General features: G+C 49.4%; 12 protein-coding genes. 1 reads left to right on the forward strand and 11 read right to left on the reverse strand.

The features are described from left to right. The 11 genes from M0R47_RS20135 to M0R47_RS20185 all read right to left on the reverse strand — a co-directional run. Positions 1-1694, reverse strand: a 1694-nt coding sequence (locus M0R47_RS20135; RefSeq protein WP_292558146.1) for an AAA family ATPase, incomplete at its 3' end; no start/stop codon positions are given. Then, positions 1694-2986, reverse strand: a complete 1293-nt coding sequence (locus M0R47_RS20140; protein WP_292558147.1) for an exonuclease SbcCD subunit D C-terminal domain-containing protein — start codon at positions 2984-2986, stop codon at positions 1694-1696. The genes M0R47_RS20135 and M0R47_RS20140, both read right to left, overlap by 1 nt. Before the next feature lie 13 nt (positions 2987-2999). Next, positions 3000-3638 carry a hypothetical protein gene (locus M0R47_RS20145; RefSeq protein WP_292558148.1) on the reverse strand — a complete coding sequence of 213 codons (639 nt, stop codon included), beginning with the start codon at positions 3636-3638 and terminating at the stop codon, positions 3000-3002. A 32-nt stretch (positions 3639-3670) separates the two neighbouring features. Continuing rightward, complete coding sequence (locus M0R47_RS20150; protein ID WP_292558149.1) at positions 3671-4894, reverse strand: AAA family ATPase; 1224 nt, start codon at positions 4892-4894, stop codon at positions 3671-3673. 362 nt (positions 4895-5256) lie between these two features. Further along, entirely contained in the window at positions 5257-6060 is an 804-nt protein-coding gene (gene dapB / locus M0R47_RS20155; RefSeq protein WP_292558150.1) for a 4-hydroxy-tetrahydrodipicolinate reductase, read from the reverse strand. Between the two features lie 4 nt (positions 6061-6064). Further along, complete coding sequence (gene dnaJ / locus M0R47_RS20160) at positions 6065-7201, reverse strand: molecular chaperone DnaJ (protein WP_292558151.1); 1137 nt, start codon at positions 7199-7201, stop codon at positions 6065-6067. Positions 7202-7404: 203 nt separating this feature from the next. Continuing rightward, complete coding sequence (gene dnaK, locus M0R47_RS20165; protein WP_292558152.1) at positions 7405-9348, reverse strand: molecular chaperone DnaK; 1944 nt, start codon at positions 9346-9348, stop codon at positions 7405-7407. A 70-nt stretch (positions 9349-9418) separates the two neighbouring features. After that, positions 9419-10030 (reverse strand): nucleotide exchange factor GrpE, encoded by a 612-nt coding sequence (gene grpE / locus M0R47_RS20170; protein ID WP_292558153.1) that lies wholly within the window; start codon positions 10028-10030, stop codon positions 9419-9421. Between the two features lie 65 nt (positions 10031-10095). Continuing rightward, positions 10096-11151, reverse strand: coding sequence for a heat-inducible transcriptional repressor HrcA (gene hrcA, locus M0R47_RS20175; RefSeq protein ID WP_292558154.1), 1056 nt, complete (start codon positions 11149-11151; stop codon positions 10096-10098). A gap of 246 nt (positions 11152-11397) precedes the next feature. Beyond that, the gene (locus tag M0R47_RS20180) at positions 11398-11586 is read right to left on the reverse strand and encodes a hypothetical protein (RefSeq protein WP_292558155.1); all 189 of its coding nucleotides are present in this window, start codon (positions 11584-11586) and stop codon (positions 11398-11400) included. 2 nt (positions 11587-11588) lie between these two features. After that, positions 11589-13886, reverse strand: a complete 2298-nt coding sequence (locus M0R47_RS20185; RefSeq protein ID WP_292558156.1) for a DNA translocase FtsK — start codon at positions 13884-13886, stop codon at positions 11589-11591. A 201-nt stretch (positions 13887-14087) separates the two neighbouring features. Here M0R47_RS20185 and M0R47_RS20190 point away from each other — a divergent pair. Then, positions 14088-14263, forward strand: a 176-nt coding sequence (locus tag M0R47_RS20190; protein ID WP_292558157.1) for an FAD-dependent oxidoreductase, incomplete at its 3' end; no start/stop codon positions are given.

Here is a 14263-nt window from a genome sequence, read left to right on the forward strand (position 1 = left end):
TTAAGCGTCTGTTCTGTTGCTGCCAATTCATCCTTGTCCTGCTTGATAACATGTTGCAGTTCCTGGGCGTTACTCGCCAGACTCAGCGCCAGTGTGATCTGCTCACGCTGGTTTTCAAGCTCGCCTTTTGCTTGATGCAGGCCGTCAAGCGATTGCTTGCTGTCCTGTGTTTTCAGTTGCGCCAGCGCTTGCTGATGCTGTTCCAGCTTTTTGTGACTGCTCTCAATCGCAAGCTTTAGCCCCGCCAGACTACATTCATCCTTGGCAACCGACAGATTTAACTGCTCCGCTTTGAGTGCGTCGTCTGTTTTCCGGGCGTTCAAGGTTTGATAGCGTTCCAGCTCGGCATCCCATCGGCTCCATTCGGCGGCGATAGGCTTAACCGCCTGATTTTGTTCCAGCCAGATATTGAGCTGTTGCAGCGCAGCGGTTTGTTCGGTTTGCCGGCTTAACAGCAATTGATGCTCTTTTTCAGTCGCATCCAGCGCCTTAAGCAATTGGTTTTCTTCCGTGGTTAAAGTCTCGACCGCTAGCCGGATAATATCGATGCGCGTGTCCAAGGCCCGCGCTTTAATTAATACCGGTTGCGCCTGCTGTTGTTGCTGTTCGGCTTCGGTTAATGCAACAGCCAAAATTTCGAGCTGTTCTTTTGCGCCTTGCAGTCTGGTTTCTGCGGCTATCTGCTGCTCGCTGCTGTCCTTGAGTTTTTGCTCGGCATCCCGGTGCTCGACGCGTGCTACTTGGTACTGGCTTAACAATGGCCTTAACGGCTGTGCGGCTTCGACTTTTCGTATTAGCTGCCGATCGGCTTCCGCCGCATCCCAAGCTTGTTGGCTGACGGCAAGATTGTCACGGGCATCCCGTTCAGCTTGTTGCAGTTTTTTCAGCTCGGCATACCAGTCGATGATTTTCTGGTTGCCGGCGATTTGTAGGTCAAGATCAGCTATCTGGCCGATGAACTGATCACGTTGCTGTTCCAGCCGTTGCCGGGCATCTTGATCCAACGGGATTTGGTCTTGCATCCGGTTAGCAATCTGGTTTAGCGCTTCTTTTTCCTGCCGGGCCCGCTCGAACGCGGCGATGGACAGCTCGGAATAAAGTTCGGTGCCGGTGATGCGCTCCAAGAGACTTGAACGCTCGTCTTTTTTGGCTTTTAAAAATGCGGCAAAGTCGCCCTGTGCCAACAGCACTGAGCGGCGGAACTGGTCGAAATTCAGGTCGATCAATTCACTGATCGTTTCCAGAGTGTCCCTCTTGCCCTGGCCGATGCGCTGGCCGTCATCGATTTTAGTCAACGCGACTTCCTGCGCCTGCAAGCGCCCATCCGCTTTGCCCCGGGCTTTGCTGACTTCCCAGCGCGCACGGTAGTGCTGCTTGTCCTTGCCGATAAAATCCACTTCGGCATAAGCGTTGCTGGTACCCCGGCGCAGTATCGAGCGCACGTCAGTACTAACCACGCGCAGGTTCTCATCCTCATCTTTATGGCCTACCGCAAAACCGTGGCCGTCCGGCAAGCGCGGGATTTTGTCGTACAGTGCAAGGCATAAGGCATCCAGTATCGTGCTTTTACCGGCCCCGGTTTGCCCGGTAATCGCAAACAATCCGGCCTGCTCCAAGGGGCCTGCATTCAGCAAAATCTCGAACGGCTCGGCCAAGCTTGCCAGGTTTTTTCCGCGTATCGCTAAAATGCGCATCAGTCCGTTCCTTGCAGGCTTTCAAACAGCTCATTAAACAGCGCATTCATGGTTTCGGGCGCTTCCTTGTCGTACTTGTTTTGATAACAGCGCTGGAAAACATCCAGCGGATGCAGTTCTTCCAGGCGTTCTTCGATTTTTAAATCGGCCAGGCTTTTTTCGCTGCCGCTGTAAGCAGTGGAAATTTTCAGTAAGCGCACCGGCAGTTTGGCGATGACTTCTTCAATCTGCTGGCGCAATCCGGGCTCCGGTTTTTCCAATCTGATGCGCAGCTCAAGCAGCGGCCGTTGTTCGATCGGCAAGTCCTCCAGCGTCAAGCTTTGCAACTGGTCGACCACTTCCGGCAACACGGCAAAATCTTTGCCATTCGGTATTCTGAGTAATTGCACGCTACGGGGAATTTTAACGGCGACGGTTTCAACCGGCTGCCCCGCTTTGACATCGACCTGAATGACCTGATGCGGATAATCGCTTTCATCAAACGACAGCGGAATGGGCGAACCGCTGTAACGGATATGCTCGTTAGCGCCGACCTTTTGCGCCAAATGCAAATGGCCTAAGGCCACATAAGCAATATCGTCGGGAAATAATTCAACCGGCAACGCGTGCTGGTTGCCGCCCAGTATTTTGCGCTCGCTTAACTCGGACACCGCGCCGTTGACCATATAACAATGCCCGGTCAGGATCAGGCTCTCGGCATTGCCCGCCTTTTGTTGCAGCTGCATAAACAATTCGGCATACAGCGTTTTCATGCCGGAGATTAACGGATCGTTGCCTTGCTCGCCAGGTCGCATTGGTTCCATACCATTTGCGACACTCTCGCCATCCCTGGCAGTCGCTGGCAGATCGGCATTGCGCAAAAACGGCATCGCCCCGCACCAGGCTTTAATCTCGCCCGCTGCATTAGTCAGCGGCACCAGCAAGCGCTCCCAATCGATATTGCCCTGATCGCCCCGCGACAGGCCACCGACCACAATAACGCCCAGCGCATTAAGAATCGGAGACGGCGCATCCAAGCGTGAAGCGGAATCGTGATTACCGCCGACTAAAACAATGCCCAGATTCGGCAACCGGGTCTTGGCTTTGACCAAAAACTCATAAAGCTGGGATTGCGCGGCAGAAGATGGATTGGCCGAATCGAAAATATCACCGGCAACAATCAACGCATCGGCCTGCTTGCTGTGCAATTCATCCAGCAGCCAGTCCAGAAACCGCTGATGCTCCAGTTGCCTGGAGACGCCGTGCAGATGGTGGCCGAGATGCCAGTCTGCGGTGTGGAATATTCTTAACATTGCCGGGTTCCTTTCAAGCGCGGTTATTAACCAAGTCTTCTATTTTTTCTAGCGATTGAATGAATACACGAAAACTGGGATCTTTTGTTACAACAATATCTATGTTTTTACGCTTTAGAAAATCTCGACTGAGTTCATCATAACAACGGTAGGTTTTTTCAGTCGTCGGCAACAAGAAAGACAATGCTTTGTAACAGCCGGTAATTTTGGGTTTACTGAGCGGCTTTTTATTATGGTATGCATAAAGCCAACATTCCAGGGAATGAACACTGACGCAAAAAATGATCTTATTTGAATGTTGTTGATAAAAGTCTGCATCACCACTATCAATGGTTTCAACCAGTTTGGCAATAACATTGGTTATCAAAACTTCCGACGTTAATGGCTGATTGTTAGCGTCAACTTGGGAAACATCAAAACCTGTTTCGTTAGACACATCGGTATCAACTTGAACAACAATAAATTTGTTATTAAGGACGTCGTCACGGAATCGTGCCGTACTTAAGTACGCAAGCAGCATTTGCCAACCGCCAAAATCCTTTTGCTTCCGATCGGTTTCATCGAAAAGCGGTTGTAAATGCGTTATTTCTTCATCATCTAGATTTTTAAAGTAACCGCACAGAATATTTTCAATGGTGATCTGATCGGTCACACCTTCACAAGCCAAGCCGAACAGCATAAAACTTAAAACCCTTTCGGCAAGCCGCCCAAATAACCTCTTAAAAAGGCTTCCGATAGTTTTAAGTCTTCATCGGTTGACGAGCGCGGCTTATCTTCCAGCGTGATACGTTTATAGCGGGTATGGCCTTGTTTATTGCGGGATAACACCAATAACCGCTGCTCATCGTCGCCTAAATCGATGCCGTCCAAAACTGCCGGGTTATGGGTAGTCACGAAAACTTGTTTGTCGTATTTTTTTGCTAAACGGACTAATTCTTTAATGAGCTTGGTGCACAATTTGGGATTGAGTGAGGTATCGATATTATCGATAGCGAAGATTTTCGGGGTATCGTCCGATACCATCAGCGCGATATAAAACAACACAAACAGGAAGCCTTCATTGGCGCTACGTTGGTCGAAAACTTGGGTTAAATAACGGTCGGTTATTGTCACTTTATCTTCAGATGAGGATAAATCATTAGGTATATCAAGCTCAGTATACCAATCGAAAAGCTGTAGACTAGTATGGATGTCTTGACGTTGTTCAGGCGATTTACTTTGAATAACTTTCAATAGTTTCAGTAAACCTTCGCCATTAATACCTAAAGGTTCAATTTGGCCTTCTTTGTAGAAGTTTCTAAGCGCGGTGTTTTCGGGAGAATAGATAATAAAGTTCTTAACCTTATCTTCTTTATTCTCAATATCTCCACATCGCGAAAGATAGTTTTTTGCCTCTTCTTCATTATTTTCAAAGTAACTACATGTCGCAAAGTCCAAAATCTCTTTTTCTAATTCGCCAATCTCTGTATAGACTGTTTCGGCGGACGTCAGCTCACTTTCATGTTTTGATACACTCCCTTTAATATCCTTTGCTCTCTTCCATATCGAAACTAAATCAGATAATTTGCGGGTTTTGACCCATTTTGCATAAGGCTGGTTATCATTAATTAACGTATATTGCTCTACTTCATCTAAATTTTCGAAACCCACAGCTATTTTTATAGGTTGTTGCAGGGTTTCGTCACTAAAAGCCGATCTCATCAATTTCGGCTCAGTCACTCTAATCCCTCTCGATGCTAGAAATTCATGATCCAATTTACGGGCTGCTGCTGCTGCGACCAAAGCAATCGCCTCCAGCAAATTGCTTTTTCCGCAACCATTCTCGCCAATAAGCACATTAAATCGCCCGACCTCCAAGGTCAGGTCGTGTAAGGATTTATAATTATTTATGTGCAGTTTACGAATCATGTTGTGCCGTTTTTACTGATAGGTTTAATAACTGAATCATAACATAGCTTAGAATCCGTTACGGGAATGACTGCGAGATAAAGCGAGCAACGCAAAATATATCTGAATGCCATGAAGCGGCATTTGCATTTGGATGTGTTGGGAACGAATTTCCCATGAAGTTTACTACTGTCCATAACCAACCGTTTCGCTGGATCTTGCATCATTATTGGGCGTGAACCAGGCAAACCAGTACTATTAAAAGTCAACTTAAATTCTACCAACAAATATAAGCGGCACAAATCCATCGCGTTACCGGTCAGTGACTTAGACGTAGTATTAGGGTACGCACTGCGTACCCTACGCCCTTTATGACATGTTACTCAAGAAAGCCCCAAAACATCCTGCATGTCGTACAAACCGCTGTCCTTATCGGCCAGCCAAACTGCTGCCCTGACCGCGCCATTGGCAAAGGTCATACGGCTGGTGGCTTTATGGGTGATTTCCACCCGCTCGCCGTCGTCGGCAAACATCACGGTATGCTCGCCGACGATATCTCCGGCACGGATGGTTGAAAAACCGATGGTTTTTCTGTCGCGCTCGCCGGTATTGCCTTCCCTGCCGTAGATCGCGCAGTCTTTTAAGTCCCGGCCCAGCGTATCGGCTATCACTTCGCCCATGCGCAATGCGGTGCCGGACGGCGCATCGACTTTGTGCCGGTGATGGGCTTCGATCACTTCAATATCGGTGTAATCGCCCATGACTTTGGCAGCCAAAGCCAGCAGTTTAAGCGACAGGTTGACGCCGACGCTCATGTTCGGCGCCATCACGATCGCTACGTCTTTAGCCGCCTCAGCAATAAGGGCTTTTTGCGCGTCGCTGTAACCGGTGGTGCCGATGACCAGCTTTTTCCCTGCCTCGCGGCAAATCTCGATAAAATCCATTGACGCATCGGGACGGGTAAAGTCGATCAACACGTCGAATTGGTCGACGACGGATGCCAGGTCATCAACGACTTTGACGCCGACCTCGCTGATGCCCGCCAGTTCACCGGCGTCCCGGCCTATGGCAAGACTCTCGGGACGGGACGCCGCAACGGTCAATTCGGCATTTTTAGCCAGCGCCGCGGCTTTAATCAGGCAAAGGCCCATGCGGCCGGACGCACCTACTACAGCAATACGCATCATTGATTTATCCCGTTAATTTATCGAAAAAGCTTTTCACGCCGTCAGTCCACGAAGACTCTTGCGGGCTATGGTGTTTGCCGCTGCCGGATAGGGACTCGCTGAGCTGCTCAACCAGGGCTTTTTGCTCCTTGGTCAGATGCACCGGCGTTTCAACCTGCACCTTGCATAGCAAATCGCCGACCGGGCCGCCTCTAACCGGCTTGACGCCTTTGCCGCGCAGCCTGAATAATTTGCCGGTTTGCGTTTCGGCCGGGATTTTCAACAGTACTTTGCCGTTTAAGGTCGGCACTTCCAATTCGCCGCCCAGGCAGGCGGTCGGGAAGCTAATCGGCACTTCGCAATACAGGTTGGCGCCATCACGGGTAAATATCTCGTGTTCTTTTACCTGAACCTGAACATATAAATCGCCTGCGGGTCCGCCATTTTCTCCGGCTTCACCTTCTCCGGCCAAACGTATGCGGTCGCCGGTATCGACGCCCGCCGGAATTTTTGCGGACAGGGTTTTATTTTCCTGAACGCGCCCTTGACCATAACACGCGCCGCAAGGGTCTTTGATTTGTTTGCCGGTACCACGACAGGTTGGACAGGTCTGCTGGACCGAAAAGAAACCTTGCTGCATCCTGACTTGGCCGTGACCATGACAAGTTGAGCAGATAATCGGGCTGGAGCCTTTTTTAGCGCCGGAACCGCTACATTCTTTACAGGTCACCAGCACCGGCACCCGGATTTTGGCCTCAGTGCCGAATACGGCTTCTTCAAGCGTTAATTCCAGGTTGTAACGCAGGTCAGAACCGCGCTGAACGCTGCTGCGCTGCTGCCTTCCGCCACCGAAGATATCCCCGAAAATATCGCTAAAACTTTCAGCGCCGCTGAAACCGCCAAAGCCTCCGGGGCCGCGTCCGCCCATTGAAGCATCGACTCCGGCATGACCGAACTGGTCGTAAGCGGAACGTTTTTTGGGATCGGATAAGACTTCATAAGCTTCTTTAATCTGCTTAAACTTGGCCTCGGCTTCTGTCTGGTTGTCTTTATTCCGGTCCGGGTGATACTTCATCGCCTTGCTGCGATAGCTTTTCTTAATCTCTGCATCACTGGCGTTTCTGTCTACACCGAGAAGCTTGTAAAAATCTTCTTTTGCCATGGTTCAATATTCTATTGTTGGATTTTGATGATTATCTGATTTTGTCCGGGATACCCGTGAAGAGGATAAGAGACGGGCTGCTAAACCGCAAAAAGAACACGAAGGGACACGAAGTTTTTTCTTCGCGAGCTTCGTGTTCTTTGTGGTTTTATGCTTTAAGTTAATGCATAAGGAGGCACGGTGATGCGCCTCCAACTTACATTTTACTTCTTGTCGTCGTCTTTAACTTCTTCAAACTCGGCATCGACAACACCGTCATCCGCCGCAGCATGATGCTCTGAAGAAGCATGAGCGTCATGAGCACCGGACGCTTCACCTTCGGATGCTGATTTTTGTGCATAAACGCGTTCAGCCAGTTTACCGGACAACTCGGTTAAGTCATTGGTTTTGGATTCAATTTCCTCTTTATCGTCGCCCTTAATCGCAGTTTTCAGTGCTTCAACCGCATGTTCAATGTTGCTTTTTTCATCCGCGCCGACTTGATCGCCCAGTTCTTTCAACGATTTTTCAGTCGCATGGATGATGCTGTCCGCATGGTTGCGTGCCGCAACCAATTGAGTCAGTTTACGGTCTTCGTCAGCATGCGCTTCGGCGTCCTTAATCATGCGTTCAACTTCATCATCCGACAAACCGCTGGATGCTTTGATGACGATGGATTGTTTTTTGCCGGTTGCCTTGTCTTTGGCAGACACGTTCAAAATACCGTTGGCATCGATGTCGAACGCGACTTCAATTTGCGGAATGCCGCGCGGTGCCGGCGGGATATCGGCCAGGTCAAAGCGTCCCAAGGACTTGTTCGCCGATGCGACTTCACGCTCGCCTTGCAATACATGCACGGTTACTGCGGTTTGGTTGTCGTCCGCGGTAGAGAAGACTTGCGATGCATTGGTTGGGATCGTGGTGTTTTTCTCGATCAGCTTGGTCATGACGCCGCCCATGGTCTCGATACCCAATGATAACGGGATAACGTCCAACAACAATACGTCTTTGACTTCGCCGCCCAAAACGCCCGCTTGAATCGCCGCACCTAAGGCTACCGCTTCATCAGGGTTAACGTCTTTGCGTGGTTCTTTACCGAAAATGCTCTTAACCATTTCCTGGACTTTAGGCATGCGGGTTTGTCCGCCAACCAAAATTACGTCGTTAATATCCGCTGCCGTTAACTTCGCGTCTTTCAGCGCCATTTCACAAGGGCCTTTGGTGCGGTTAATCAGTTCTTCAACCAGCGATTCCAGTTTGGCGCGGGTCAATTTAACGTTTAAATGCTTAGGGCCTGATGCGTCTGCGGTAATGTACGGCAGATTCACGTCGGTTTGCTGGCTTGAAGACAATTCGATCTTGGCTTTTTCCGCCGCTTCTTTTAAACGTTGCAAGGCCAGCGGATCATTATGCACGTCAACGCCGCTTTCTTTTTTGAATTCTGACGCAAGGAACTCAATAACTCTTGAGTCAAAATCTTCACCGCCCAGGAAAGTATCGCCGTTGGTCGATAACACTTCGAATTGGTGTTCGCCTTCTATCTCGGCAATTTCAATAATTGAAATATCGAAGGTACCGCCGCCTAAGTCATACACCGCGATTTTAGTGTCGCCTTTAGGCTTGTCCATACCAAAAGCCAATGCAGACGCAGTCGGTTCATTGATAATACGTTTAACTTCAAGTCCGGCAATACGGCCGGCGTCTTTGGTGGCTTGACGTTGCGAGTCGTTAAAATAAGCCGGTACGGTAATGACCGCTTCGGTGACTTCTTCGCCTAAGTAAGCTTCAGCGTCTTTTTTCAACTTCATCAAAACGCGCGCAGAAACCTCGGGAGCGGCCATTTTTTTGCCGTGAACTTCAACCCAAGCATCGCCGTTTTCAGCTTCGATGATTTTATAAGGTACCATTTTGATATCTTTTTGCACGACATCATCTTTAAAACGGCGACCGATCAATCGTTTGATCGCAAACAAGGTATTTTTGGGATTGGTAACAGCCTGACGTTTTGCCGATTGCCCAACCAATACTTCGTCGTCACTGGTAAAAGCGATAATGGAAGGCGTAGTGCGCGCGCCTTCGCTGTTTTCAATCACTCTTGCTACGCCGTTTTCCAACACCGCAACGCACGAGTTTGTTGTTCCTAAATCTATGCCGATTATTTTAGCCATTGAATTCTCCAGACCTGAATTTATTTAAAAAGTAAAAGTTGTTACAAATATGAGGCTGTTATGTTTAATTTCAAGCCTGTTCATCGATGCTAGGAGTATCTGTTGGCTTATTTTCGGCTGCTTTGGCAACCACAACCATCGCAGGACGAAGCAATCGTCCGTTTAACATATATCCTTTTTGGAAAACATTGACCACCGTATTCGGCTCAACGCCCTCTACGGCCTGCATGGTCATGGCCTGGTGCTGTTCCGCGTTAAACGGCTGACCGATGGGGTCAATCGTTTCAATTTTGAATTTAGCAAATACTGATTCGAATTGTTTAATTGTTAATTCGCTGCCTTCACGGAATTTTTTTACTTCCTCGCTATCGCCTGTCGCTGCCTGCAAGCCCAACACCAGACTGTCCAATACCGGCAATAACTCTTTGGCAAAACCCGTTAGCGCAAATTTGTGCGCATCTTCCAGATCCTTTTGCGTTCTTCTTTTCAGGTTTTCCATTTCCGCCTGTGCGCGAACCGCTTTGTCCCAATTCTCCTGGGCTTTTTGCTCAGCTTGGGCCAATGCCTGCTGTAACTCTTCAACCGTAGGCTCGTGCTCGGCCACTTCGGTATGCGGTGGCTCTACAACCGTTTCGTTTTCAGTTTTAACCTGGGATTCAGGCGCTTCCTGATCAGTACTCATTATTTATAGCTCCTTAACGTTTAAAATTAATATCCATGCCGGGCGGCATAAAAAACAGATGTTATTTATTGTGGGGTCGTTGATTTTGGATTCAAGGCGGCGCCTAACAATTTTGCCGTAATATCGACAAAAGGGATGATTTTCTCGTAGGCCATGCGCGTTGGCCCTATGACGCCCAGAACCCCGACCACTTCGTCGCTGACCGAATACGATGAGGTCACCAGACTGCAATGATCAAAAGCCCGGTAACCGGATTCTTCGCCGATAAATATCTGCACGCCGTCGGCTTTCATGCATTGATCCAGCAAATGAATAACGCCCTGCTTCTGGCTGAACGCTTCAAACAGATTTCTGAGCCGATCCATATCGGATAGCTCGGAAAAACCCATTAAGTTGGTTTCGCCGGTCAGCACATAATCATCTTTTTTATTGTCCTGATCGAACGCCAGCTGCGCCATTTTTACCGCATCCAGCATGCCCTGGTTCATGCGTTCCTGATCTTCCTGCAGCTCTTTTAAGACGGCTTTGCGCACTGCATCCAGGCTGCGTCCGGAATAAATCGAATTCAAATAATTAGCCGCCTGCTGTAGTTCGGCGGGGCTGAACACTTTGCTGGTATGGATGATTTTGTTGTGGACTTCCTGCTCATTGGTAACAAAAATAACCAAAACACGGGTGTGAGATAAAGATAGAAACTCGATATGCCGCAAGCACACCAGCTCTCTTTTAGGCAAAGTCACTACCCCGGCCATCTGCGTTAACTCAGACAGCAGCCGCGAGGCGACGCCGATCACATCACTGGTGTCCTCGCTTAACGACAGGCCCTCATGCAGCCGGGATAGATCTTTCGACTCCAGCGGCTTAACTGTCAACAAGCTATCAACAAACAAGCGATAGCCGCTGACCGTAGGCACCCGTCCCGCTGAAGTATGCGGCGAATGCACCAATCCAAGGTCTTCGAGGTCGGCCATGACATTGCGAATAGTTGCCGGACTTAAATTCAAGTCCGAATCTTTCGATAAAGCCCGCGAACCCACCGGCTGACCATCACTGATATAGCGTTCAACCAGCATTTTCAATAGCTGTAGCGACCGCTCATTTAAAACCTGCGTCTTACTCACACCAACCTCTGCGACTAAAATTAGCACTCCGTTAAGGCGAGTGCCAGCGAAGCAAAGTATCAGCTCACCGGGCTATTGTCAATAAGCCTAAAAATTCGATTAATAATTGTATTTTCTTGATATATATGAATCTTGCCTGCTTTTTTAGCTTCGCGTTCTTATGAAACACAATAACTTTAAAGCGGGCGCTTTCTGGTCTTATGGCATCGGGATATCGTTTTGTCTAAAGCCCGGAAGATCAAACCACTACGCCTTAAGCCAATAATATGCCAACCCGGCTACAACCAGCTGAAAAAACACTAATCCCCAGAAATAAATCCCGAAAAGAACGATTTTGACTTGCATCGGCTGCTGGGGAGAATTGCGCCTGACCATAACAATGCCGCCGAGGGTCGCCATCAGCGCGATGACGACGCCGACCAACGCAATATTCATGGTTAATCCCTTACGGGCGGCGGCGCCAGCACGACTCTTGAACCATTGCTTTCAGGCGAACTGACAACGCCGGCTGCTTCCATATCTTCAATCATGGTTGCGGCACGGTTGTAGCCGACTTTAAAGCGTCTTTGTACGCTGGAGATTGAGGCTTTGCGGGTTTCTGTGACAAACTGCACGGCTTCGTCGTACAAGGCGTCTGTTTCGGAATCGCCATTGCCGCCACCGCCGCCCATGCTGTAGCCATCGCTCGAATCGGAAGAATCGCGGGTGATGTCTTCCAGATAATTGGGCGGTGCAGTCTGTTTTAAAAATTCAACCACGCGATGCACTTCATGGTCATCGACAAATGCGCCATGAGCACGAACCGGAATACTGGTGCCTGAGGGCAAAAATAACATGTCGCCGTTGCCCAGCAGCGTTTCCGCGCCGCCTTGATCGAGAATGGTGCGCGAGTCGATGCGCGATGAGACCTGGAATGAAATCCGGGTCGGCACGTTGGCTTTGATCAACCCGGTCAACACGTCGACTGACGGGCGCTGTGTAGCCAAAATCAAATGAATACCGGCCGCACGGGCTTTTTGCGCCAGCCGGGCAATCAGTTCTTCAACTTTTTTGCCGACGATCATCATCATATCGGCCAATTCGTCGATGACGATAACGATGCTGGGCAGAGTGCTTAAAGTTGGATACTCTTCGTCGTCCTCCAGCGGATTAATCATCTGGAACATCGGGTCCCGGATGGCCTCGCCTCTTGCCGTTGCGTCTTCTATCAACTGATTAAACCCGGCAAGGTTCCTGACTCCCATCTTGGACATTAATTTATAGCGCCTTTCCATCTCAGCAACCGCCCAGCGCAATGAATTGCTGGCTTCCTTCATATCGGTCACGACGGGGGTCAATAAATGCGGAATTCCCTCGTATACCGATAACTCCAACATCTTCGGGTCGATCATGATCAAGCGCACCTGTTCCGGCGTCGCTTTATAAAGCAGACTGAGAATCATGGTATTGATGGCGACCGATTTACCGGAACCCGTGGTACCGGCGACCAGCGCATGCGGCATTTTGCCAAGGTCGGCAACCATCGGTGTGCCGGAAATGTCCTTGCCCATCGCCAGGGTCAGCAGGGATTTGGATTTCTCAAACGGCGCCGAAACCAACAGCTCGCGCAAGGTCACCATTTCCCGTTCCCGGTTGGGAATTTCAAGGCCAACTACGGATTTGCCGGGGATGATTTCGACGATGCGAACGCTGGTAACCGACAAGGCTCTGGCCAAATCTTTGGACAGCGTGCTGATGCGACTGACTTTAACGCCTGCCGCAGGTTGTAATTCAAAACGGGTGATAACGGGCCCAGGATGAAAACCGACGACAGACACAACGACGTTAAAATCGGCCAGAATGTCTTCCACCAGACGCGACATTTCTTCCAAATCGCTTTGCGAGTAGCCGATAACGCGGGTGTCGCGGTGGTCCAACAGTTCCAGCGAAGGTAAAACACCTTGGCTGGCATCGTATTTGACCGCTGGCTGTTGTTTTTTGAGCGCAAAGCTGCTTTTTACCGGAGGCTTCTCTGCCGGTTTTTCGGCAGCGGGCACCGACACCGGCATGGCTTTGGCACTGATTTTTCTCTTAGCTCCAGGCTTTACCAGATTATTGACCGGCATCTGGGCGCGTTTGGCTGAGCGGTCCTGAAGTAAATTCAAAATGCTGCTGCCCAAAGACTGACAGATAAGTACGGTATATTTGCCGATAGCGTCTATTAACGCTACCCACGACAAGCCGGTAACCAAAGTAACGCCAGCCAATAAAACCACTAACAGGAGTAATGTCGCTCCCGAATTGCCAAGCACGGACAACAATGCATTGCCGGTTTCCTGACCTAAAATACCACCGGTGTTGCTGGGCAGTTCGATTCCCGTTCTTAATAGATACAAGTTTAATAACGCTGCACCCGAGATAATGGTCGCGATAGACCCTACCCATTGCAGCGCGATAATCATTTTTTCGCGGCCTTGTCTGCCCCGAGTGTAAATTAAATAGCCTTGCCAGAAGATAATGACCGGAAACAAATAAGCGACCAAGCCAAAACAGCTGAGCATGAAATCGGCAATCCACGCGCCAAAAACGCCACAAGCGTTTGAGACTGCCTGCACCGATCCGCTATGCGTCCAGCCCGCATCCTCGTTACTAAACGTGATCAGCGAAATTAAAAAAAATAATGCGCCCGCAATGAAGCCTAATAAAGCGACTTCACGCAAGCCACGAAAGGTTTTTTCTTCCATTACAGCAGCCATACTCAACAACTCGTCACATAAATTACCCATAAAACATGATTATAGATCAATAACAGGATGTTTCACATTAATAATATCCGCATTAAACCTCGCTCCGCACTTCGGCAATTCCACGTCAGCCGTACCCGATAAAACTGTTTACGAAACACGCTTTCGTCTTCATAATTAATTTATTTATCTTGACACTACCAAGGATTTTTAATGAGTGACTCCAAACATTGCCGCCTTCTGATTCTCGGCTCCGGCCCTGCCGGTTATACGGCCGCTATCTATGCCGCGCGAGCCAACATGAATCCGGTTATTATTACGGGTATGCAGCAAGGCGGCCAGTTGACGACCACAACCGAAGTCGATAACTGGCCCGGCGATATCGAGGG

Source organism: Methylobacter sp. (assembly GCF_023227905.1).
Taxonomy (GTDB): domain Bacteria; phylum Pseudomonadota; class Gammaproteobacteria; order Methylococcales; family Methylomonadaceae; genus Methylobacter_A.